18 protein-coding genes are annotated in these 21,889 nt (G+C 68.0%); 8 read left to right on the top strand and 10 right to left on the bottom strand.

What is annotated here, in order from left to right:
* Positions 1–130 precede the first annotated feature (130 nt).
* Together ASD28_RS21565 and mntP are read left to right on the top strand one after the other, a co-directional pair.
* Entirely contained in the window at positions 131–1,390 is a 1,260-nt protein-coding gene (locus ASD28_RS21565; protein ID WP_056133076.1) for a sugar MFS transporter, read from the top strand.
* A gap of 212 nt (positions 1,391–1,602) precedes the next feature.
* Positions 1,603–2,172, top strand: a complete 570-nt coding sequence (gene mntP, locus ASD28_RS21560) for a manganese efflux pump MntP (protein WP_056133073.1) — start codon at positions 1,603–1,605, stop codon at positions 2,170–2,172.
* Here the strand turns inward: mntP and ASD28_RS21555 are convergent, their stop codons facing one another.
* The 6 genes from ASD28_RS21555 to ASD28_RS21530 all read right to left on the bottom strand — a co-directional run bounded on the left by ASD28_RS21555 (position 2,173) and on the right by ASD28_RS21530 (position 11,351).
* Positions 2,173–3,327 carry an acyltransferase gene (locus ASD28_RS21555; RefSeq protein ID WP_056133071.1) on the bottom strand — a complete coding sequence of 385 codons (1,155 nt, stop codon included), beginning with the start codon at positions 3,325–3,327 and terminating at the stop codon, positions 2,173–2,175.
* Complete coding sequence (locus ASD28_RS21550) at positions 3,324–4,835, bottom strand: tryptophan halogenase family protein (RefSeq protein ID WP_056133069.1); 1,512 nt, start codon at positions 4,833–4,835, stop codon at positions 3,324–3,326. Before ASD28_RS21550 ends, ASD28_RS21555 begins: the two co-directional genes overlap by 4 nt.
* Before the next feature lie 57 nt (positions 4,836–4,892).
* The gene (locus ASD28_RS21545; protein ID WP_056133067.1) at positions 4,893–5,903 is read right to left on the bottom strand and encodes a cupin-like domain-containing protein; all 1,011 of its coding nucleotides are present in this window, start codon (positions 5,901–5,903) and stop codon (positions 4,893–4,895) included.
* Positions 5,887–6,600, bottom strand: a complete 714-nt coding sequence (locus ASD28_RS21540) for a SapC family protein (protein ID WP_056133062.1) — start codon at positions 6,598–6,600, stop codon at positions 5,887–5,889. The genes ASD28_RS21545 and ASD28_RS21540 overlap by 17 nt, the downstream gene beginning before the upstream one ends.
* A 44-nt stretch (positions 6,601–6,644) precedes the next feature.
* Complete coding sequence (locus ASD28_RS21535; protein ID WP_200951834.1) at positions 6,645–8,177, bottom strand: tryptophan halogenase family protein; 1,533 nt, start codon at positions 8,175–8,177, stop codon at positions 6,645–6,647.
* 231 nt (positions 8,178–8,408) lie between these two features.
* Positions 8,409–11,351 carry a TonB-dependent receptor gene (locus tag ASD28_RS21530; RefSeq protein WP_229412412.1) on the bottom strand — a complete coding sequence of 981 codons (2,943 nt, stop codon included), beginning with the start codon at positions 11,349–11,351 and terminating at the stop codon, positions 8,409–8,411.
* A gap of 258 nt (positions 11,352–11,609) precedes the next feature.
* Here ASD28_RS21530 and ASD28_RS21525 point away from each other — a divergent pair, with 258 nt between their 5' ends.
* The 4 genes from ASD28_RS21525 to ASD28_RS21510 all read left to right on the top strand — a co-directional run bounded on the left by ASD28_RS21525 (position 11,610) and on the right by ASD28_RS21510 (position 15,397).
* A complete protein-coding gene (locus ASD28_RS21525) occupies positions 11,610–12,413 on the top strand; it encodes a family 16 glycosylhydrolase (protein WP_056133054.1) in 804 nt (267 codons plus the stop codon).
* Between the two features lie 91 nt (positions 12,414–12,504).
* Positions 12,505–13,650, top strand: a complete 1,146-nt coding sequence (locus ASD28_RS21520) for a serine hydrolase domain-containing protein (RefSeq protein ID WP_229412411.1) — start codon at positions 12,505–12,507, stop codon at positions 13,648–13,650.
* Entirely contained in the window at positions 13,628–14,089 is a 462-nt protein-coding gene (locus tag ASD28_RS21515) for a hypothetical protein (RefSeq protein WP_056133051.1), read from the top strand. Before ASD28_RS21520 ends, ASD28_RS21515 begins: the two co-directional genes overlap by 23 nt.
* A gap of 57 nt (positions 14,090–14,146) precedes the next feature.
* Positions 14,147–15,397, top strand: a complete 1,251-nt coding sequence (locus ASD28_RS21510; RefSeq protein WP_056133582.1) for an MFS transporter — start codon at positions 14,147–14,149, stop codon at positions 15,395–15,397.
* On the opposite strand, the gene merP is transcribed toward ASD28_RS21510, so the two are convergent.
* The 4 genes from merP to ASD28_RS21490 are packed head-to-tail and all read right to left on the bottom strand — an operon-like array spanning position 15,381 to position 17,705.
* The gene (gene merP / locus ASD28_RS21505; RefSeq protein WP_056133048.1) at positions 15,381–15,665 is read right to left on the bottom strand and encodes a mercury resistance system periplasmic binding protein MerP; all 285 of its coding nucleotides are present in this window, start codon (positions 15,663–15,665) and stop codon (positions 15,381–15,383) included. The genes ASD28_RS21510 and merP overlap by 17 nt on opposite strands.
* Before the next feature lie 10 nt (positions 15,666–15,675).
* Positions 15,676–16,050 (bottom strand): mercuric transporter MerT family protein, encoded by a 375-nt coding sequence (locus ASD28_RS21500; protein ID WP_056133045.1) that lies wholly within the window; start codon positions 16,048–16,050, stop codon positions 15,676–15,678.
* Between the two features lie 5 nt (positions 16,051–16,055).
* Positions 16,056–17,174, bottom strand: a complete 1,119-nt coding sequence (locus ASD28_RS21495; RefSeq protein ID WP_056133040.1) for a transglutaminase family protein — start codon at positions 17,172–17,174, stop codon at positions 16,056–16,058.
* 9 nt (positions 17,175–17,183) lie between these two features.
* Positions 17,184–17,705: a TlpA disulfide reductase family protein gene (locus ASD28_RS21490; RefSeq protein WP_156650926.1), complete on the bottom strand. Its 522-nt coding sequence runs from the start codon at positions 17,703–17,705 to the stop codon at positions 17,184–17,186.
* A gap of 225 nt (positions 17,706–17,930) precedes the next feature.
* Here ASD28_RS21490 and ASD28_RS21485 point away from each other — a divergent pair, with 225 nt between their 5' ends.
* Together ASD28_RS21485 and ASD28_RS21480 are read left to right on the top strand one after the other, a co-directional pair.
* Positions 17,931–19,751: a family 43 glycosylhydrolase gene (locus ASD28_RS21485; RefSeq protein ID WP_056133033.1), complete on the top strand. Its 1,821-nt coding sequence runs from the start codon at positions 17,931–17,933 to the stop codon at positions 19,749–19,751.
* Between the two features lie 103 nt (positions 19,752–19,854).
* Positions 19,855–21,864, top strand: a complete 2,010-nt coding sequence (locus tag ASD28_RS21480) for a glycoside hydrolase family 2 TIM barrel-domain containing protein (RefSeq protein ID WP_229411953.1) — start codon at positions 19,855–19,857, stop codon at positions 21,862–21,864.
* The last annotated feature ends 25 nt before the right edge of the window (positions 21,865–21,889 follow it).

Here is a 21,889-nt window from a genome sequence, read left to right as displayed (position 1 = left end):
ACAGCGGCGGCACCGATGCCCGCTGCGAGGGCAAGGGCCGGCTGCGGGCTTGCCTGGCGCGCATCCCGGCGTGGCTCGTCATCGGACCGTGTCCCGCACTGAACACCAAAACCATAACAAAGGAGAATCCATGGCAGCTTCCCCCAACCCGACCGTGTCCGTGACCGCGGCATCGACTGCGCGCGCGACCAACACCGGTCCGCTCGTCATCGTCACGATCCTGTTCTTCATGTGGGGTCTGCTCACGTCGCTGAACGACGTGCTGATCCCGCACCTGAAGGCGATCTACACGCTGAACTACCTGCAGGCGATGCTCGTGCAGTTCTGCTTCTTCGGCGCCTATTTCATCGTGTCGCTGCCGGCCGGCGCGCTGATCCGCCGCATCGGCTACCAGAAGGGCGCCGTCACGGGCCTCCTGATCGCGGCCGGGGGCTGCGCGCTGTTCTATCCGGCCGCGCAGGGCGGCTACGGCCTGTTCCTGTTCGCGTTCTTCGTGCTGGCTGCCGGGATCACGATCCTGCAGGTGGCCGCGAACCCGTACGTGACGGTGCTCGGCCCGGCCGCGACGGCATCGAGCCGGCTGACGCTCACGCAGGCATTCAACTCGCTGGGCACGACGGTGGGCCCGGCGCTGGGCGGCATGCTCATCCTCGCGGGGGCGAGCACCGTCGCGGCCGACCAGGCGGCTGCCGTGCAGGGACCGTATCTCGCGCTCGCCGCGGCGCTCGCGATCCTCGCCGCACTGTTCGCGCTGGCCCGGCTGCCGCGCGTCGACCATGCGGAGGCAGACGTTCCCGCGGCCGGTGCCGTCGGCTCCGCGCTGCATCATCGTCATCTCGTGCTGGGCGCCGCCGCCATCTTCCTGTACGTGGGCGGCGAAGTCAGCATCGGCAGCTTCCTCGTCAATTTCCTCGGCGAGCAGCAGGTGGCCGGGATGCCGGCGGCGCAGGCGGCGAGCTATGTCAGCGTGTACTGGGGCGGGGCGCTGATCGGGCGCTTCATCGGCTTTGCCGTCATGCGCGTCGTCAGCCCCGGCAAGGCGCTCGCGTTCAACGCGCTGCTGGCCATCGCGCTCGTGCTGGCCGCGATCTTCGGCCGGGGCCAGGCCGCGATGTGGGCGATCCTCGCCGTCGGCTTGTGCAATTCGATCATGTTCCCGACGATCTTCAGCATGGCGCTGCACGGCCTCGGACGCCACACGGGCCAGGGTTCCGGCATCCTGTGCATGGCGATCGTGGGCGGCGCCATCGTGCCGTTCCTGCAAGGCTGGCTGGCCGACCGCATCGGCGTGCAGCCGTCGTTCTTCGTGCCGGCGGCCTGCTATGGCTTCATCCTCTACTTCGGCGTGAAGTATGCGAACCTGCATCGCCAGGGAGCGACCAGCGCCTGAGACTGGCCATGGCGGCACCTTTGCAGTAGAATGCCGGCATCCCATTGGGGAGTAGCCTGCTTCCGCCCGCGCGGAAGTTCCCGTATCAACATACTCGACAGCCCCGGCTGACGTGGTACGGGCAGCCGTTTCGGTTGGCAAGACCTTTGGTATGCCTGCGCGTTCATCGGGCCGCGCCGGCATGCCTTCGCGTTTGCCCGACTGGAACCACGATGAATCTCCTCGCCACCGCAGCACTCGCCCTCGCCATGTCCACCGACGCATTCGCCGTCGCCGTCGGCAAGGGCGCCGCGCTGCAACGTCCCCATTTCCGCGAAGCCCTGCGCACGGGCGCCATCTTCGGCGTGATCGAAGGTCTCACACCCGTCATCGGCTGGGCGCTGGGCCACTGGGCGGCGCCGTATGTGCAGGCGTGGGACCACTGGATCGCGTTCACCTTGCTGGGCGTGCTCGGCCTGCGCATGATGCGCGAAGGCTTGGGCGGCGCGGACGACGACGAGGACGACAAACCCACGAGCCACTCCTTCTGGCTGCTCACCGTGACCGGTTTCGCGACGAGCATCGACGCGATGGCAGTCGGCGTGGGCCTCGCATTCATCGACGCGAACATCATCACGACGGCCGGCGCGATCGGCCTGTCGACGTTCATCATGGTGACGCTCGGCGTGATGGTGGGCCGCGGCCTCGGCAAGCTGGTGGGCAAGCGCGCCGAGGTCGTGGGCGGGCTCGTACTGATCGCGATCGGGTCGCTGATCCTGTACGAGCACCTCGGCCAGGGCTGATCAGCCGTTCATGGCCGGCGCGGCGACCGCCGGCTTGCGGTCCATCCAGCGCCGCGTGAGCCAGGCGCGCACCGGCTCGTCGTAGTACTTCAGCAGCAGCCACGCCAGCGCGACGCAGGCGGCGAAGGTGGCCGCGGCGACGGGCAGGCCGTCGCGCAACGACACGTGGTGCTCGTTCGTCCACGCGGTGTACGTGTACACGAACGGGTAGTGGATGATGTAGAGCGGATATGACAGGCCGCCCAGCGCGGCGCACACGCGGGCCGTGCGCGCGCTGGCCTGGGCACTGGCGCCGAGCCAGACGACGATTGGAAACGCGGCGACGATGCAGGCGGCTTCGTACAGGCCGTTCATCCACAAGGTCCCGGGGCCGCCGATGCGCGGCAAGGCCATCGTGGCGAACAGGATCGCGGCGCTGACCGGAAACGCGTGCGCGATGCGGCCCGGGCGCACGACGCGCGACAGCAGCAGTCCCGCGACGAACGGGTAGGCCAGGCGCGTGAACCCGAGCTGGAACTGGACGGGGTCCAGCGACCAGCCGCCGATCACGTCGCCGTTCGGCCCCGTCAGCAGGTAATGGACGAGCGCCGCGCCGGCCAGCAGCGCGAGCGCGCCGAGGATCCGGTTCGGCAGCCGCCGCAGCACCAGCGCGTACAGCACGTTCGCCACGTATTCGAAGAACAGCGACCACGCCGGGCCGTTCAGGGGATGCATTTCGGCCCAGCCGCGCAGGTCCATGGACGGCGGCACCGGCAGCAGGGTCATGCCGATGACCATGATCAGCAGTACGCGCCACAGCGGTGTGTCCGCGATCATCGGGAACAGCGGCCCGGCCTGGAAATAGAACATCAGCGCGCCGATGACCATCGCGACGACGATCATCGGATGCAGGCGGATCAGCCTGCGCTGGAAGAATTCGCCCAGCGACATGCGGCGCCAGCGGTCGTCGTAGGCGTAGCCGATCACGAAGCCGGACAGCAGGAAGAAGAAGTCGACGGCCAGGTAGCCGTGGTTGATCACCTGGGCGAAGCGGTTCACGGCATGCGCTTCGCACAGGTGGAACGCGACGACCGTCAGCGCCGCGACGCCGCGGAGGCCGTCGAGGACGGGGTAGTGCCGCCTGGTGTCGGCGAAGCCGCCGGCCGCCGTCGTCACGGTTTGCCCGCGGGGCAGTAGCGTTCCACGTATTGCTGGTGCGGCGGGAGTTGCGAGACGGTGCGGCGCACGCCGTTCCTGATGCCGTCCAGGAAGCCGCGCAGTTCGTCGTCGCCCATCAGGTCCGCGCTCGGATGCCAGCGTTCGGGCGTGAGGCCCTGGCCCACCATCACCTGCACCCACGAGTTTTCCGCGAACAGTTCGTTCCCTTCGCGGAACACGCGGGCGCCGCCGCGGAACAGGTCGATGCGGTGCTGCAGGCTGTCCGGCACGGGCATCGATGCCGCGTCGTGCCAGTACGGCGTGTCGCGCCGGTTCGTGACCTTGTAGTGCAGGATGATGAAGTCGCGGATCGTGCGGATGTCTTCCTCGGTCTGCACGTTGAATTCGTCGACGTCCGCCTGCTGGATGCCGTAAGTCGGGAACGTCTGCAGCAGGCGCACGATGCCGCGCTGGATCAGGTGGATGCTCGTCGATTCGATCGGCTCCAGGAAGCCGCTCGCGAGACCCAGGCCGATGCAGTTGCCGACCCAGACCTTCTTGCGCTGGCCCGGCGTGAAGCGGATCACGCGCGGCTCCGTGAGGACCTTCCCCTCGATGTTGCCGAGCAGCGTGGCGCGTGCCGTGGCTTCGTCCGTGTAGCGGCTGGAGAACACGACGCCGTTGCCCGTGCGGTGCTGCAGCGGGATGCGCCATTGCCAGCCCCAGTCGTGCGCCATCGAGCGCGTCAGCGGCACGGCCGGGCCGGTGGATTCCGTCTGCACGGCGATGGCGCAGTCGTTGAACAGCCATTGCGACCAGTCTTCGTACTCCACGCCCATCGTCTGGCCCAGCAGCAGCGAGCGGAAGCCCGTGCAGTCGATGAACAGGTCGGCCTCGACGCGCGTGCCGGCATCCAGCACGAGCGCGGTGATGTGGCCCGTGGCCGGATCGGTGTCGACCTTCGCGATCTTCGCTTCGATGCGCTCGGCGCCGAAGTGTTCGGAAAAGCGGCGCAGGTAGCGGGCGTAGCGCGTCGCGTCCAGGTGGTAGGCGTAGTTGATGCCCTGGTTCGGCAGGTGGCCGAAGCGCTTTTCCTGCGACGCGACCAGTTCCAGGCAGTAGTCGCCGTAGTCGCTGGCGAGGCCGCGGTCGCGGCCCTTCAGCCAGAAGTGCTGGAAGCCGGCCGTCCAGTGGTCCGTGCCCGTCATGCCGAACGAGTGGATGTAGTCCTCGCCGCGCGCGCGCCAGCTTTCGAAACTGATGCCCAGCTTGAACGTGGCCTGCGTGGCGGCCATGAATTCCTGTTCGCCGATGTCGAGCAGGCGGTGGAAATGCACGAGGCTCGGGATCGTCGCCTCGCCCACGCCTACGGCCCCGATGTCGTCCGACTCGACGACCTTGATGTCGACGACCTTGCCGAGGGTGCGCGCCAGCGCCGCCGCGGCCATCCAGCCGGCGGTGCCGCCGCCGGCAATGACGACGCGGCGGATCGGGCGGCCGCGCCCTTGTTGGTTGTTGTTCTCCATGTCTCTACTCCTGGCTTGTACGCTTTGTCGTCGTTAGACGCGTCGTAGTCTTTAGTCTTATCGGTTGATCCGGCGCAGCAGCTGGCCGCGCAGGACGCGCGCGCCGTCCTCGTCGAGCGGCGACAGCGCATAACGCGCATTCTCCGGAATGTGCGCGAGGTTCGCGGGGTCCGGCTCGAAGATGTAGTGGCGGAAGATGTCCTGCCACGCGCGCCGCTGCTCGGGCGGCAGGTCGCGCATCGTCAGGATCGCCAGCATCAGCGCGTTCGTCGGCGTGTCCATGTAGTCCGGGGACTGGCGCCACCAGTAGTTTACGAGCACGTTGAACGCGGACAGCGCTTCCACGTGGTGCCACCACATCGACGGGATGAACAGCGCATCGCCCGGTCCCATCTCGGCCACTTCGGCATGCTGCAGCGCCTCGGCGTAGCGCGGGAAGCGCTCCAAGTCCGGGTTGCGCACGTCGACGAGGCTGATCGCCTGGCCGGCCGGGTTGAAATCGAGCGGGCCGACGTACAGGTTCTTCAGCTGGTCGGGCGGGAACAGCGTGAACCGCCGTTCGCCGACCGCGACGACGGCGATGTTGTCGGGCAGGTCGTAGTGCGTGGCGACGACGGTGCGGTTGCCGATCCAGATGCTGGCCAGCGGGTTGCGGCCGCCCAGGTCCAGGTCGTTGTCGGCGCGCAGGCCGGGCAGGGCGCCGTCGATCGACGTCGAGCCCACGTAGATCGCGCCGGGATCCGGCCGCTTGCGGTGCTCGGCCAGTTCGTCCAGCACCTGGTCGAGCCGCCCGCGCACGTTGTGGAAGTTGAAGCCCGTGATCGTGTCGTTGTAGAAGAAGCGGCCGCCGATCTGCGGGGGGCCGAGCATCGCGTTGACGGTCGCGTCGCGATAAAACCGGCGCAGGTAGGCGTCGGCGCTTTCCGCGGACGCGCGTCCTCTTTGCACGAGGGGCCAGTCGGCCGCGAGGCCGCGTACGATGTAGGGCCGCGTCGCGCGCAGCATCTCGTCCGGCAGCTTGCCGTCGACTGCCGCTACTTCGCGGACATGCTTAACGGAGGACGTCATTGGCGCGATTCTTCCGTTGGATCAGGCCGCGGAACTGCGCCAGCGACGCCACCGCCATGTAGATGGCCTGCAGATAGCCGTTGTCGTGCAGGCGCGCGAGCTGCTCGCCCGTCAGCTTCGCGAGGCGGTCTTCGTTGATCGTGTAGAAGCCCGCCAGGCGGTTCTGTGAGCCGTCGTCCAGTTCCACGTCCAGCACGAACGATTCGATCAGTTCCAGCTCGACGAGCACGGCGACGAACGCGCGCGATGCGGCGAGGCCTTCGTGGATGGTGCGCAGCACGGAGTTGATGCGTTCCAGGTATTCGCTCGTGCCGCCATAGGTCAGGAACAGCGCCTCGCCCTCGATGCCGCCGTCGCGCACGCGCGGGCTGTCCAGGTCGACGTGGACGGACAGTTCCTCGCCGCTGCGGCCGATCATGAACGGCTGGCGTTCGATGGTCAGCGGGATCGTCGGCGCGTCCCAGCCGTTCGGGCCGAGGAACAGGTTTTCGCCCGGTTCGAAGCCGAGTAATGCGAGCGCGTCGTAGCCGCCGTTGCCGTCCTGCGCGAAGACGATCGGGTAGCAGGCCTGCAGGTCGCGGAATTCGGCGGGGAAGGTCAGCGCCGACATCACGGCGTCGCCGTACGCCGCGCCGCGGGTGGTGACCACGCGCAGGTTCTTGTGGTCGACGTTGTTCAGGGGTGCATGGTTGGCCATCGGTGGTAGTCTCTCTCGTTATTGGTGTTGTGGTGGTGTCTCCGCTAGCCCGGCGGCATGCCGAACTGGCGGATGTGGTGGAGCATCTCGCGGTTCGCGGGCAGCTGCGGCAGCATGCGGGCGGTGAGCCGCGCGGCCTCGCGGAAATACTGGTCGGCACGCTCGGGCAGGTCCGATGCGCGCGCCGTCAATTCGGGCCGGAAGCCCATCCCGTACAGGATGTATTGCCAGCTCGCGGACGGGAAGATCTCTTCGATGCGCGGGAAGTCGCGCCGCGACGGCGCGCGCGTGCGCCACAGCGCGAGCAGCTCGCGCAGGCGCGGCGACTGCGTGCGCGCTGCGCGGTGATCGAGCCAGTAATCGGTGTCGGTGCGCTTCGACAGCACGTAGTGCAGCTTCAGGAAGTCGATGATGCGCTCCCACCGGTACGTGAAGGCCTCGTTGAAGCGCGCGGCGATCGTGTCCATCTGCGCGCGCGTGGCGGGCAGGTCGTCCGCCAGCCAGCCCGCGGACAGTTCCACGAGCGCGAGCGCGGACGCTTCCAGCGGCTCGATGAACCCGGCGGACAGGCCGATCGCGACCACGTTCCGTTCCCAGAAGCGGGCGCGGTAGCCCGGGTCGAACGCGATCTTGCGCGGTGCGGGAATCTCGCCAGTGATACCGGTGGACGCAAGATAGGCGCGGATTGTCTGCTCCGCCGCGTCGTCGTCGACGTGGGCGCTGGAATACACATAGCCGACGCCGCGCCGCGCGGGCAGGCCGATGTCCCAGGTCCAGCCGTGCGACTGGGCGGTGGACGTCGTCTGCGATGCAATGGGCGTGTCGTCCGTTGGATAGGGCACCTGCACGGCGAGGGCGCGGTCGTTGAACAGCACGTCGCGCTGCGACACGAGCGGCACGCCGTAGTGGCGGCCCAGCAGCAGCGAGGCCATGCCCGTGCAGTCGATGAACAGGTCGCCCTCGACGGGGCCGGCCTCGCGCGTGCGCAAGGCCGCGATGTCGCCGTCGTCGGTCGAAAGAATGTCGACGACGTGGGCCAGCACGTGGCGTACGCGCAGCTTGTCCACGCAGTGCTTCTGCAGGAAGACGCCGAATTTGCCGGCATCCAGGTGATAACCGTAGTTGGCGACGCCGGCGTATTCCGGCGTCTGCGGCTGCTTCGGCGCGCGGCCCTGCACGCATAAATGCGGCTGGTAGCTGACGAGGTCCGCGAACGGGACGCCGCGGTGCGCGCGCTGCCAGGCCGCGACGAGATTCGCCTCGCCATAGCCCTGGGGCAGGGAAAAGGGGTGGAAATAGACGTCGCCGTCGCTGCCGTCGACCCAGCGGTCGAAGCGCGAGCCCTGCTTGAACGCGGCGTCGCATTCGCGGAAAAACGCGGCTTCTGAGACGCCGATGCGCTGCAGGGTCTCGCGCATGGACGGCCACGTGCCTTCGCCGACGCCGATGGGCGGCACGCCCGGCGATTCGACGAGCGTGACGGTCAGGCGCGGGTGTTCGGCCGCGAGGACGCCGGCCGTCAGCCAGCCCGCGGAGCCGCCGCCGACCACCACGACGTGTTCGATGGGTTTACTCATCACAGCTTCCTTTTTCCGGTGGGCCGCATGAGTCTACCCGAAAATGCTGCTTTTGGAACAACTTTTTATACGCTGAAACCGATTACGGCAGACTGACCGTACGCCCGTGTCGTCGTTTCCGGCACCGCCGGAAACGACTTCCCGCGCAGGCGGGAATCCAATTTTGCGTCCGTAGCCTGCAAACTTGGGTCCCCGCCTTCGCGGGGACGACGGTCTTGGGGTCCCGGGCCCTTAGAACTTGTAGCGTGCCCCCAGCATATAACGCGGCCCGGTCTGCGTCACGTACAGCGCCTGCTGCGTGGTCCGTCCGTGGACGCGGCTCGTCTCGTTCGTCAGGTTGATGGCTTCGAACTGCACGACCAGTTTCGGCGTGACGTTGTAGCCGACCGACAGGTCGAGCTGGCCGTACGGCTCCACGTAGTTCGGGTTCGGCCCCGCGCCGTCGAACGTCGACGACAGGAACTCGCCGCGCCAGTTGTAGGCCGCGCGCACGTTCCACTTGTCGTTCTCGTAGATGCCGACGAGGTTCGCGGAGTTCGACAGGCCGACCAGTGCGAACTGTTCGCCCACGCTGCCGTTATCGTACCGCAGTCCGGAGTGCACGTACGTGTAGTTCGCCGAGATGCCGAAGCCGGTGTTGCCGAACATGTGCTGGAGATTGAATTCCAGGCCGTTCAGGCTTGCCTTCTTCTGGTTCGAGAACGTCGTGATCTGGAAGTGCGCCACCGGATCGCCCGGCTGGCCGACGATGTTGCCGGTCGGGTTGCCGCTGCTGTCCACGCCCGTCACCGTCACGCCCGGGGCGGTCGGGTGATTCTTGAAGATGTAGTTGCGGATGCAGGCCGGGTCCGTGCCGCAGCCGGCGGCCGACGCTTCGTTCCACAGCGCGCCGCCCACCGGGGTGTGCAGGTTGAACGGCGTCGCGTCGATCTTCGACTGGCCCGCGTAATTCTCCAGGTCTTTATAGAACGCGTTCACGGAGAAGAAGCTGTCCTTCCCGTAGTACCACTCCCACGACAGGTCGAAGTTCTTCGACTTCACGGGCTTCAGCGCCGGGTTGCCCTGCGAGCCCGTGCCGCCGTCGACGCGCGCCAGCGTATTCAGGATCTGGCCGCCGGCGATCTGGTCGTAGCGCGGACGCCCGATGGTCTCGCCATAGCTCGCGCGCACCTTCATGTCGTCACGCAGGTCCATGTCCCAGTCGACCGACGGCAGCAGGTGGTGGTACTTGCCGGTCAGCGTGGTGAACGTCGGGGCGCCGAACGTGACCGGGAATTCGTTGGCGGAGACCATCGTGATGGCGGTGGCCGCCGGCACGAGCGCGGTCGAGACGACGTCGGTCTTTTCGTAGCGCACGCCGATCGCGGTGTGCATCGGCAGCGCGGTATCCCAGTCCGTGTTGAACTGCAGGTACAGGCTCTTCGATTTTTCGCCGGTGCGCTGGTCGGTGTCGTACGTGTTCTTCGGCAGGTACAGCGCGGGCAGGCCGGACGCCTTCGACACCACGTCGCGCACCTGCGCGAAGTTGAAGGTGTAGAAGGTGTTGAACAGGTTCGGGTTCTGGCTGCCGGCCAGCTGGTCGAAGTACTGGCGGATCGTGTCGGCGTGCCACAGGCTGCTCGGGTAGTCGGACGGCTTGGTCGCGCCGGTCCAGGCGTCGCGCTGCTGGGTGGAGAACGCGGAGCGGTTCTTGACCTCGACGGTGCCGATGCCGAAGTTCAGGTTCGACGCTTCCAGCATGCGCAGGCGGCCCTTGAACTGGAGCTGGTCGACCTCGCCCTTCATGTAGCCGTTCTGGAAGACGGAACCGGTGACCTGCTGCGGCGCGCCCGTGAAGTCGGCGCCCTTGATCGACAGGACCGGGAACTCCTGGGAGAAATCGGCCGTCGTGTCGCCACGCGAGAAGCTCGCGGTGCCCAGCGTATTGCTCGAGCCGAACGGGCTGTCCGCCTTCGATTCCGCGGTCGAACGGTGCGCGTCGAACTCGAGCTTCAGGTCCTTCGTCGCACGCCACTGGGCGTTGAAGCCGAGCGATTTGTTCTGCGTCTTGGTGGCGAAGTCGGCGCCGCCCATCGCGATGTCGCTGTTCCCGGCCGGGATGAATTCCGTGTAGACGAGCGGCGCGGCGATCGGGCCGTTGGTCCACGACGACGCCGACGCGCCGAAGTTGAACCAGGCGGAGACGTCGTTGCGCTTCGTCTGCAGCTTGTTTTCCGAGTACGTGTAGTCGAGGGTGGTCGTCAGTTCCTTGACCGGCTGCCACTGCAGGGTCAACTGGCCGTTGGTGCGCTGGCGCTTCACGCCGGTCATGCTGTAGTTCAGGTTCTGCGGCACCTGGTAGATGTCGCCGGGCTTGGGACGGTTCGTGATGTTTTCCGAGCCGGCGGTACCCGGCTGCGGGATCGTGCCCCAGTTGTTCTCGTCGCCGCGGAACGGACCCTTCCAGCCGTTGCCGACGGACGCCTGGTTGAAGCCCAGGTTGCGTTCCTGGTAGCTCGCCGACACGCCCAGGCCCCAGTGGCCATCCTTCGACGTCGTCGAATAGATGCCCGAGAATTCCGGCGTGGTCGAGGTGCTGGCCTTGACGTCGCCCGGCAGGTTGTTGTTCGACGTGTCGTGCACGGCCTTGATGCCGATGCTCGAATACGTGCCAAGTTTGTCGAGCGGACGCGCGGTGATCACGTTGACGGTGGCGCCGATGCCGCCGGTCGGCGTCTCGGCGCGGCTGGTCTTGTAGACCTGCAGCTGCGAGATCGCTTCCGACGCCAGGTTCGAGAAGTCGAACGAGCGGCCATTCAGGTCGCCCAGGTTCGACGTCGGCATCTGGCGGCCGTTCAGCAGCACCATGTTGAAGTCGGGACCCACGCCGCGCACGGTGATCTTCTGGCCTTCGCCGTTCACGCGGTCGATCGACACGCCCGAGATGCGCTGCAGCGATTCGGCCAGGTTCGTGTCGGGGAATTTGCCGATGTCCTCGGCCACGATGCCGTCGACGATACCGTCCGACTGGCGCTTCAGGTTCAGCGACGAGGCCAGCGACTGGCGCAGGCCCGTGACGGTGACCTGCTGGATCGACGTGGTCGGGATGTCGCCGCCGCGGCTGTCTTCGGGCGCGGTCGTCTGGGCGTAGGCCGGGATCAGGGCGGCGCAGGCGCTCGCGACAGCCAGGCTCATCAGTTTTTGGTTTGCCTTCGGGTAATGCATTGGGTCTCCTCTGTTTTTATCTCTCTTCACCGCTTCAACATCGTTTCCAATCTCTGGAAACGTTTCCATATGCTGGTCGAATCTTATGTTCAGAAAAAACAATTGTCAACGGAATATTCAGTAGTGCGTGGCCGAAACGGCACACTGAAAAACAGGGTACGTTTGACATCGAAAAAACCGCGATGCTATATTCGAAACTGTCTGGGAACGTTTCCAAGCGGAGACCGCATGTCCACTTTACGAATCGCCACCGTGCTTGCCGTTTTCCTTGCTCCGTGGACTGCGGCCCAAGCGCAAACCACGCTCACACAGCCGCCCGGCTGGGTACTGGACTGGCACGACGAATTCGACGGCCGCACGCTGGACCGCACGGCATGGGTCCCGGAGACGGGCGGCAACGGCTGGGGCAACCAGGAGCTGCAGTTCTATACGGACCGGCCCGACAACGTGCGTGTCGATGGCGGCAATCTCGTCATCGAAGCACGCAAGGAAGACCACGGCGGACGCCACTACACCTCCGCGCGCATCAAGACTGCGGGAAAGGTCGAGCGCACGCATGGCCGCTACGAGGCGCGCATCAAGATCCCGCGCGGGCAGGGCATCTGGCCCGCGTTCTGGATGCTCGGGGCCGACATCGGCCAGGCCGGCTGGCCCCGCTGCGGCGAGATCGACATCATGGAAAACATCGGCCGCGAGCCGGACCTCGTCCACGGCACGCTGCACGGCCCCGGCTACAGCGGCGCCAAGGCCATCGGCAAGCCGCAGCGGCTCGACAAGGGGATGTATGCCGACGACTACCACGTCTACGCCGTCGAATGGGAACCGCGCGAGATCCGCTGGTACCGCGACGGCATCCTGTACCACACGGCGCGGCCCGACACCGTCACGGGCGACTGGGTGTTCGAGCACCCGTTCTTCATGATCCTGAACCTGGCCGTCGGCGGTGCCTGGCCCGGCAACCCGGACGCGACGACCGCGTTCCCCCAGCAGATGCTGGTCGACTACGTGCGCGTCTACAAGCGCTCGCCTTGACGAATCGTCATGACGGAGTTAGCGCTCTCATGGCATCATGTCGGACTGGGGTGCCGCGCGGTGCGGCATCCGGCGGGTCTGGGGAGAGCGCATGCGGTTCGGGACGTGGTTGACGATGGGTGTGGCGGCGATGTTGGCGGCGGGCTGCGCGCGTCCGCTACGCCCCATGCAATCGCTGTCCGATCCGGAAATCCAGCGCGCGATGCGGCGCGAGCAGGTGCAGGGCCTGGCCTTCGCGACGATCGAGAACGGACAGGTCGCGAACGTCAAGGTGATGGGCATGCGCAACGCGTCCCTCGGCCAGCCGCTGACGCCGGACACCATCATGGCGGGCGGCACCCTCACGAAGGCCGCCTTCGCGTACATGCTGCTGCAGCTGGCCGACGAGGGCCGGATCGACCTCGACGCGCCCGTCACGAAGCTGCTGCCGCATCCGTTGCCCACGTACCGCATGCGTCCCTACGATTTTTCCGACCTCGCCGGCGATGCGCGCTGGCAGGCGATCACGCCGCGCATGCTGCTCGCGCACGGCGGCGGCCTGGCCGACTACCGCTGGATGGAGCCGGGCGGCCGGCTGCGCATCCACACCGATCCGGGCGAGCGCTATGCGTATTCGAGCGAAGGCTATGCGATCCTGCAGCTCATCGTCGAACAGGGTCTCGGCCTGGACGTGGCGCAGGAGATGCGCCGGCGCGTGTTCGACCGCTTCGGCATGCGCCGCACGAGCATGTACTGGCGCGCGGAGTACGCGGAAAACGCGGCGGACGGCTATGCGTTCGACGGCGCCTTGCAGCCGCACGAGCGCCGCTACCGCGTGCGCGCGGCCGGCTCGATGGAGACGACGATCGCCGACCAGGCCAGGCTGTGGGCCGGCATCATGCGCGGCGACGGGCTGCGCCCCGACACGCGCGCCGCGTTCTCGACGGGCTGGCTGCCGATCGCAGCGCGTCGTCGCTACCCCGCGTTCGGCGGCGCCGAGGCCGCGTGGCCGCAGAAACTGGCGGCGGGCCTGGGCGTCGTCACGTTCGAGGACCGCTCGGGGCCCGCGTGGTTCGACGGCGGCCACGACGAATCGACGGCGGACTTCGTGCTGTGCCTGGAGACGGGCCAGCGCTGCGTGGTGATGCTGTCGAACGACGTGCGGGCGGAACGCCTGTTCCCGGAACTGGGCCGGCAGGCGCTCGGCCCGGACGACATGCCGTGGAGCTGGGAATATGACTGGCTGGATCAACCTTGACGCCGCGCGCGGCGCAGGCATGCCGCAGGCGCCCGATGCCCGTTTCGAGGATGCGCGCTTCGAGGACTTCTTCCGGCGCTGGCTGCTGGGCGCGATCGGCGAGCCGGCCGGCAGCTGGCGTGCCGGCGTGCGCGCGCTGTGCTTCAACGTGCACCCGACGACTGCCGGCGAGCACGCCGTGGAATTGATCGGCGCCGCCGATTGCGACCCGGCTGCCGCCGACTGGGCGCTGGACGAGGTCTGGCTGCCGTCGCGCGCCCGGATTGCGCTGCCGGGTGACGTCGCCGATGCGGACGACGGCGTGCTGCTCGTGCGCCGCCTCGTGCGCGCGGCGCTCGCCGACGACTTCGCGGGCGCGCGCCTGAAACGCTATCCGCGCATCGCCGTGGGCCACGTGGACGGGCCGCTCGACGTGCTGTGGGAGCGCACGCCGATCTAAGACGCGTCCGGCAAGGATCGCCAGCAGGCATTACACTTGACGCTTTACCCGGAGCGCATGTTGCCCCCATCGCCTTTGTCCACCGAGGTGCTCGAACGTCCGCGGCAAGACGCCGCGGCCATGCCCACGTGGCTGATGCTGCTGATCGCCGCCGCCTGCGGCCTGATCGTGGCGAATCTATATTACGTCCAGCCGCTCGTCGGCCCGATCCGCGCGGACATCGGCCTGCCGGCCGGCGCGGCCGGCCTGCTCGTCACGCTGACGCAGCTCGGCTATTGCGCCGGCCTGCTGCTCGTCGTGCCGCTCGGTGACCTGCTGGAAAACCGGGGACTGGTGCTGGCCCTCGTGGCGCTGCTGGTGGTGGCGCTCGTCGCCGCTTCAATCGCACCGGCGCTCGGCCATCCGGTGCCGGCGTTCCTCGCGTGCTCGCTGGTGATCGGCTTCAGCGCCGTGTCCGTGCAGGTGCTCGTGCCGTACGCGTCGCACATGGCGGCCGAGCACGTGCGCGGTAGAGTCGTCGGCAATATCGTCAGCGGCCTGATGTTCGGCATCATGCTGGCCCGTCCCGTCGCCAGTTTCATCACGCACGCGTGGTCGTGGCAGGGCGTGTACGTGCTGTCGGCCGTACTGATGGTGCTGCTCGGCATCGTGCTGCGCGTGCTGCTGCCGGCGCGCCGTCCGCATGCGACGCTCGGCTATGGCGCCTTGCTCGCATCGATGGCGGGGCTCGTGCGCGACCTGCCCGTGCTGCGCCGCCGCGCCATCTACCAGGCCGGCATGTTCGGCGCGTTCAGCGTGTTCTGGACGGTCACGCCGCTGCTGCTCGCGAGCCCGGCGTACGACATGAACCAGCGCGATATCGCGTGGTTCGCGCTGGCCGGCGTCGCCGGCACGATCGCGGCGCCGCTCTCGGGCCGCGTGGCGGACCGGGGCTGGACGCGCCCCGCGACGGTGTTCTGCATGCTGCTCGGCCTGCTGTCGTTCGTCCCGACGCTCGGCCTGGCGGACGGCGGCCGGTTCGGCGTCGGCATCCTCGTGGCGGCCGCCATCGCGCTGGACTTCGCCGTGTCGGGCAATCTCGTGCTGGGCCAGCGCGCGATCTATGCGCTTGGCGCGGAAGTGCGCGGGCGCGTGAACGGCCTGTACATGGCGACGTTCTTCCTGGGCGGCGCGACCGGTTCGGCGCTGGGGGCGTGGAGTTATGCGCACGGCGGCTGGCAGGCCGCGTGCGCCGTGGGGATGGGATTGATCGGGGCCGTGTTCCTCGTCTTCCTCACGGATCCCCGCGGGATCACTTCGACGTCTTGAGCATCGCCGGATAACCCACGTCTTCCGTCGCCTTTTTCAGGTCGGCGACGGTGGTCTGGGCGTCGTCGTAGACGATGACGGCTTCGCGCTTCTCGTAGCTGACCTTCACTTTCGACACGCCCGGCACCTTCGACAATGCCGTCTTGATGGTGATGGGGCAGGTGGCGCAGTCCATCGTCGGGACGTTCAGCGACACGGTCTGCTGCTTGGCGAAGGCCGGCGCCGCGATGAAGAGGGCGGCGACGGCGAGGGTACGGGTGAAATTCATGGTGCTCTCCTCAATAAAACAGCGGGGCGATCAGCGGAAAGCCCAGCAACAGCGCGACGAACAGCGCGCAGGCGATGAACACGCGGCGCATCAGCGGCCGCGTGGTGGCGCAGTCGCCGCTCTCCAGGTCGCACACGCGCGCCGGGCGGAACACGAGCCAGCCGGCCCACGCCAGCGCACCCACGGTAAGGGCGATGGCATACGGCGTCACGGGTTTCAGCGCCTGCAGATTGACCATCCACGCGCCCGTCACGCCGATCAGCACGAGCGCGAGCGGCAGCACGCAGCACGTGGAGGCGAGCAGCGCCGCGAGCATGCCGAGCGCGATGAGGCGGCCGGCCTTGCGTTCGGTACCGTCGACGGATTGGCGGGCGAGCGTGGACATGTCGGTCAGATGGCGCGCGACGTGATGGTGTACTTGAACGTGTCCGGCGCGAGCGAGTCGTACGCTTCGCCGCCGCTCTGCGCCTGCGGGTACATCAGGAAGCCGACCTTGCCGGCGACGGAGCCCGGCAGGCGCACGTCGTGGGCAAAGTTATAGCCCATCCAGTTGCCTTCCCAGCCGCCGAACAGCGCGCGCTTGACGGGCGCGACGACGGGGTTGTCCGGGTCCTTGATCCAGTCCGCGGTTTCCTGGCGCATGACCTTGGCCACGTCGGCCGGATCCATCGCGACCCAGCCGTGCTGCTTCAGGTAAACCTCGGCGCGGCAGTGCTGGGCGCCTTGCAGGGCCGCGGGCTTGCCGCCCAGTTCCTTGTAGCCGAAGGCGCTCGGCGCGATGCGGATGCCATAGACGTCGCGCGCCGGCACGCCCGAGGCTCGGCACAGGCCCACGAACAGGCCGTTCAGGTCGGCGCACTTGCCGCCGAAGTTGCCCGTTTCCAGCATCGTCTTGATGTCGCCCGTGCCGCAGCCTTTCACTTTCGGCTCGCGGAACGTGTTCAGCACGATCCAGTCGTAGATGCGCTGGACCTTTTCCTCATCCGTGCGCGCGCCCCTGGTGATCGTCAGCGAGGTTTTCTTGACGATGCCGTCGAGCGGCATCAGGTCGGTCGGCTGCAGCCACACGCGCAGGTCTTCGGCGGCTTCCGTACCCGGGGTGCGGGTCTTCCAGTTCTCGGCGCGGTCACGGGTCTGGATGCGCGACACGACTTCCAGCATCGGCGGCGCGCTGCCATCGAATTCGGCGACGAGGAAGCGCGCGCCGTAGCGCGGGTCGGTTTCGACGTGCGTCTTCTTCGCGTTGCCGGACCAGTTGTTCGACAGGCTGCGCTGCCATTCCGTGTCGATGGCCGGCAGCGGGATCCACACGGTCGACGGACCGGCGGCGCGCTGCAGGGCCACCTTCGTCACCACCTCGTAGCCCTTCCAGTCGCCCGGACGCGGGTCGAAATGGCGTTCCTGCGCGTCCGCCGCCAGCACGGCGCGGGGCAGGGTGGTGGCGAGCGCGAGGCCGCCGGCCGCTTTCAGCAGCGCACGGCGGGCGGTGGACGGTTTGGTGTCTTGCATGGCTTTTCCCTATTTTTGGTTGTGTGTTCGATGTTGCGGTTCCGCCAGCAGCGCGTCGATGGCGGCGCGCAGCTTCGTGTCGTCCGGCGGAATCTCGCCGACCGTGCGCCAGCGCGCGCGACCCGTGCGGTCCACGAGGATCGTCGTCGGCATCACGCCCGGCGTCCAGCGCTTGAAGGCATCGCCCGTACGGTCGCGCAGGACGGGATAGCCGAGCGGGTGGTCCTGCGTGAAACGTTCGATCGTATCGAGCGGTTCCTTGTAGTTCACGCCCACGACCGCGACGCCGTCGCGGCCCGCCAGGCCCTTCAATACCGGCAGCTCGTCCACGCACGGGCCGCACCAGCTGGCCCAGAAATTCACGACGACGACCTTGCCGCGCAGGCTTGTCACGTCCCACGGCTGGCCGTCCAGGCCCGTCAACTGCAGGGCTGGCGTCGGCTGGCCCGCGGGCCAGGGGCGCAGGGTCGCGTCCTTCGCGTCCGCCGCGCCGGCGCTCAGCAGAGCCGCAAACAGCAGGCCGGTGGACATCCAAGTGTGGTGCGTCAACGTGTGGATCTCGAAGCGGAAACAATCGTCATGATACCAGAGCGTGTCGCGCAATGCCTGGCCCGGGCCGTTCCAGTTGGCGCGATGCGACGGGGCTGTTCATAATCCGGCAACAGGCTGGGCATATGAACAACGATAGGCGTGCCAACCGTGCATCCCGCCCGGGCCGCTTGGGGTAAGCTCTGCGGCAAAAATCAGGGAGGGACGATGGGATCGCTACCGTATCTCGGCGCACTGGCAGTCGTACTCGCCGCACCCGCATGGGCGACGCCCGCCGCCACCTATCGCAATCCGCTCCCCGTCCACCTGGCGAACGGCGAACCCGCCCAGAATTGCGCCGACCCGGCCGTGCTGCGCGACCCGCGCGCGAAGACGCCCACATGGTACCTGTATTGCACGAGCGACCCCGTCAGCAAGAACGAGCGCCCGCTGGACGGCGAGAAGGGCGACTGGCACTTCCACATGATCGCCATCTACCGCTCGACGGACCTGGTGACGTGGAACTACGTGGGCGACGCGTTCGCCGACCGCCCGGCCGGGCTGGCGGCGCCCACGTCCGGCCTGTGGGCGCCGGAACCGGCCTTCCTCAACGGCCACTACTACCTGTACTTCACCGTGACGGACGTGGCCGACGCGCACAGCCCGGAAGCCGGCTGCGACAAGGACAGCGCCATCGGCGTCGCGATGGCGGACAGCCCGGCCGGCCCGTGGGTGCCGGCGGCGCAACCGGTGGTGCCGCCGCGGCGCGCGGGCCCCGGCTGCGACTTCCAGTGGACGTTCGATCCGAAGGTCGTCGAGGACGGCAACCGCAAATGGATCTATTACGGCAGTTACGGCGGCGGCGTGTACGTGCAGCCGCTGCGATTCGACGGCCTGCAGGCCGAGGGCACGCCGCGCAAGGTGGGCGCCGCGTGGCGCTACGAAGGCGCGGAGGTCGTCAGGCACGGGGGCTGGTGGTATCTGTTCGGCTCCACGACGGATTGCTGCAACGGCCCGCTGACCGGCTATGCCGTCTACGCGGGCCGGGCGCGCACGCCGGCCGGGCCGTTCGTCGACCGGCTGGGCCAGGACCTCGCCGCCCCCCGCGCAGGCGGCACGCCCGTCCTGTTCCAGAACGGTAACCGCTGGGTCGGCGTGGGCCACAACACGGTCTTTCCCGACGCGGGCGGGCAGTGGTGGACGATCTACCACGGCATCGACGTGAACGAGCCGTTCTTCAGCGCGCGCGACAAGCTGACGCGGCGCCTCGCGCTGCTCGACCGTATCGACTGGGTCGACGGCTGGCCCGTCGCGCGCGGCGCGCCCAGCGACGAACCCCGGCCCGCGCCGGCCACGGTCGCCGGTACGCGTCCGCGCGCCTTGACGCTCGCGCCGGCGCCCGCGGAGAACGCGAGTTCCGTGTGGACGGACACCTTCACCGGCGCGAAGACGGACACCTTCACCGGCGCGAAGCTGGACGAGCGGTGGACGTGGCAGCGCCCGCCGGCGGGCGACGCCTGGTCGACGGGTCCCCAGGGACTGACGGTCACGACGGCCGCGACCGACTTGCATGTGGACACGAACACGGCCAGCGTACTGCAGGCGGCGCTGCCGGACGGCGACTACCGCATCGAGGCGGTCGTAAAACTGGACGTGCCGGACGGCTGCTGCAAGACGGCCGTGCAGGCGGGCCTGGTGGTGATGCGCGACGACGACAACTACGTCAAGCTCGTCGAGATGGCGCACGGCGGCCTTCACCAGGTCGAGTTCGCGAAAGAGCTGTCTCCCGTGCCGGCCGCTTATCCACGCTACGGCAACACGGTCGCCGGCACGCCGGGGACGACGACATGGCTGCGGCTCGATGTCCACCGGGGCGGGGGGGATGAACGTTATACGGGGTATTCGAGCCGGGACGGCAAGACCTGGGTCGGGGGCGGCACGTGGACGCATCGCCTCGGACCGCAGGCGCGGCTGGGCCTGGTGGCGATGGGCGGCGCCGGCTACCGCGCGGTGTTCGAACGCGTGACCGTGTCCCGCCTGTCTCGTTGATGCGACGCCGTGAGTATCGCTTTGTAACCGCTGGTGAAAGGGCTTGCCAGCGGCAGTCACGGCTCCTAGAGTAGGCCGTACAGAAGAACCAAGGAGCGCAAACGTGGAATATCCCCGCCCACAATTGCGGCGCGCCGCCTGGCGCAGCCTCGACGGCCCCTGGCAGGCCATGTTCGACGACTCGACCCTCTACGTCGATCCGGCCGACGTACCGTTCGACCGCACGATCGTCGTCCCGTATCCGCCCGAAGCGCGCGCCAGCGGCGTGCACGACCGCGGCTACCGCCGGCGCGTGTGGTACAAGCGCCAGATTTCGCTCGACCCCGCGCTGCTGCCGGGACCGGAGGAGCGGCTGATCCTGCACTTCGGTGCCGTCAATTACCGGGCCCGCGTCTGGATCAACGGGCGCTTCGCCGTCGAGCACCGGGGCGGCCACAGCCCGTTCTCCCTCGACGTCACGCGCCACCTGGACGGCTCGATCCTCGAGATCGCCGTGCAGGCCGAGGACGACCCGCAGGACATGCACAAGCCGCGCGGGAAGATGGACTGGGAGCCGGAACCGCACAAGATCTGGTACCCGCGCACGAGCGGCATCTGGCGCACGGTCTGGATCGAAAAGGTGCCGCGCGCCCACGTCGCGCAGCTGCGCTGGACGGCCGACGTCGCCCGCTGGCAGATCCGCCTGGACGCCGACATCGCCCACGTGCCGGAAGGCGGCATGGCCAACGTGACGCTTAAGCTGGCCGGCCGGCTGCTCGTGGCCGACCGCTGCCTGCTGACCGGGCCGCGCCTGTCCCGTATCTTCCAGCTGCCCGATCCCGGCATCGACGACGCGCGCGGCCTGTGGATGTGGAGCCCCGAGAGCCCGCAGCTGATCGACGCCGAGATCGAGATCCGCTCGGCCGAGGGCAACCTGATCGACAGCGTGCAAAGCTATACGGCGCTGCGCACGGTGAGCGTGGAAGGCGACCGCTTCGTGCTGAACAGCCGCCCTTACTTCCTGCGCATGGTGCTCGACCAGGGCTACTGGCCGGACAGTTTGATGGTCGCGTCGAGCGACCAGCTGCGTCACGACGTCCTGCTCATCAAGCGCCTCGGCTTCAACGGCGTGCGCAAGCACCAGAAGTCGGAAGACCCGCGCTGGCTGTACTGGTGCGACGTGCTGGGCCTGTGCGTGTGGGGCGAGATGCCGTCCGCCTACGGCTTTTCCAGCGCGACGGTCCACGGCGTGATGGAGGAGTGGAAGGAACTCGTCGAACGCGACATCTCGCACCCGTGCATCGTCGCGTGGGTGCCGACCAATGAATCGTGGGGCGTGCCGGAACTGATGAACGACCGGCGCCAGGTCGATTTCGTGCGCGCCCTGTACCACATGACGCGCGCGCTGGACGGCACGCGGCCCGTCGTCGGCAACGACGGCTGGGAGATGCCCTGCGGCGACCTCGTGTGCGTGCACGACTACGAGCAGGACCCGACGGTGCTGCTGGAGCGCTACGGCACCCGCGACGCCGTCGCCTACACGCTGGAGCACGTGCAGCCGGACCGGCGCCGCCTCGTCATCGACGGTTTTACGGGCCTGGGCCGGCCGCTGTTCCTGTCCGAGTTCGGTGGCATTGCCATGTCGAAACCCGGCGAGGAGTCCGGCTGGGGCTATTCGGTGGCGAAGGACAGCAAGGAACTGCTGCTCCGTTACCAGCAGCTGATGTCGGCCGTGCACCGGTGCCGGCCGCTGTCCGGCTTCTGCTACACGCAGCTGACGGACACGTTCCTCGAAAAGAACGGCCTGCTGACGGAAGACCGCGTGCCGAAGGCGCCCATCGAAGCGCTCGCGCAGGCCACGCGCGGACCGCAGGCGCACCTGCAGGACTGGGTGCTGGATCCCCTCGGCCACAGCCAGCGCTGGCGCGCGCGGCGGGGGCCCGATTTCCCTGTCGAGTGGACGCGCGTCGGAGAAACCGCAGAAGTGCTAGCCTATCCGGGAGAGCGCCAGTCGCCGCAGGTCGACGCGCCGGACATCCCGCCGACCGAGCCAGGTCCGTCCGCGGGTCCTCCGGGCTTCGAACGCCGCGGGCGTGGCGGTCCCGGGGCGCGCGCACGGCGTAAAGTCGCGTAAATTCAGCCGCGCGCCACAACGGACA

Source organism: Massilia sp. Root133 (assembly GCF_001426525.1).
GTDB lineage: Bacteria > Pseudomonadota > Gammaproteobacteria > Burkholderiales > Burkholderiaceae_D > Telluria > Telluria orientalis.
The sequence above is the reverse complement of the archived record's forward strand: the minus strand, read 5'-3'. Positions and strand labels throughout refer to the sequence as shown.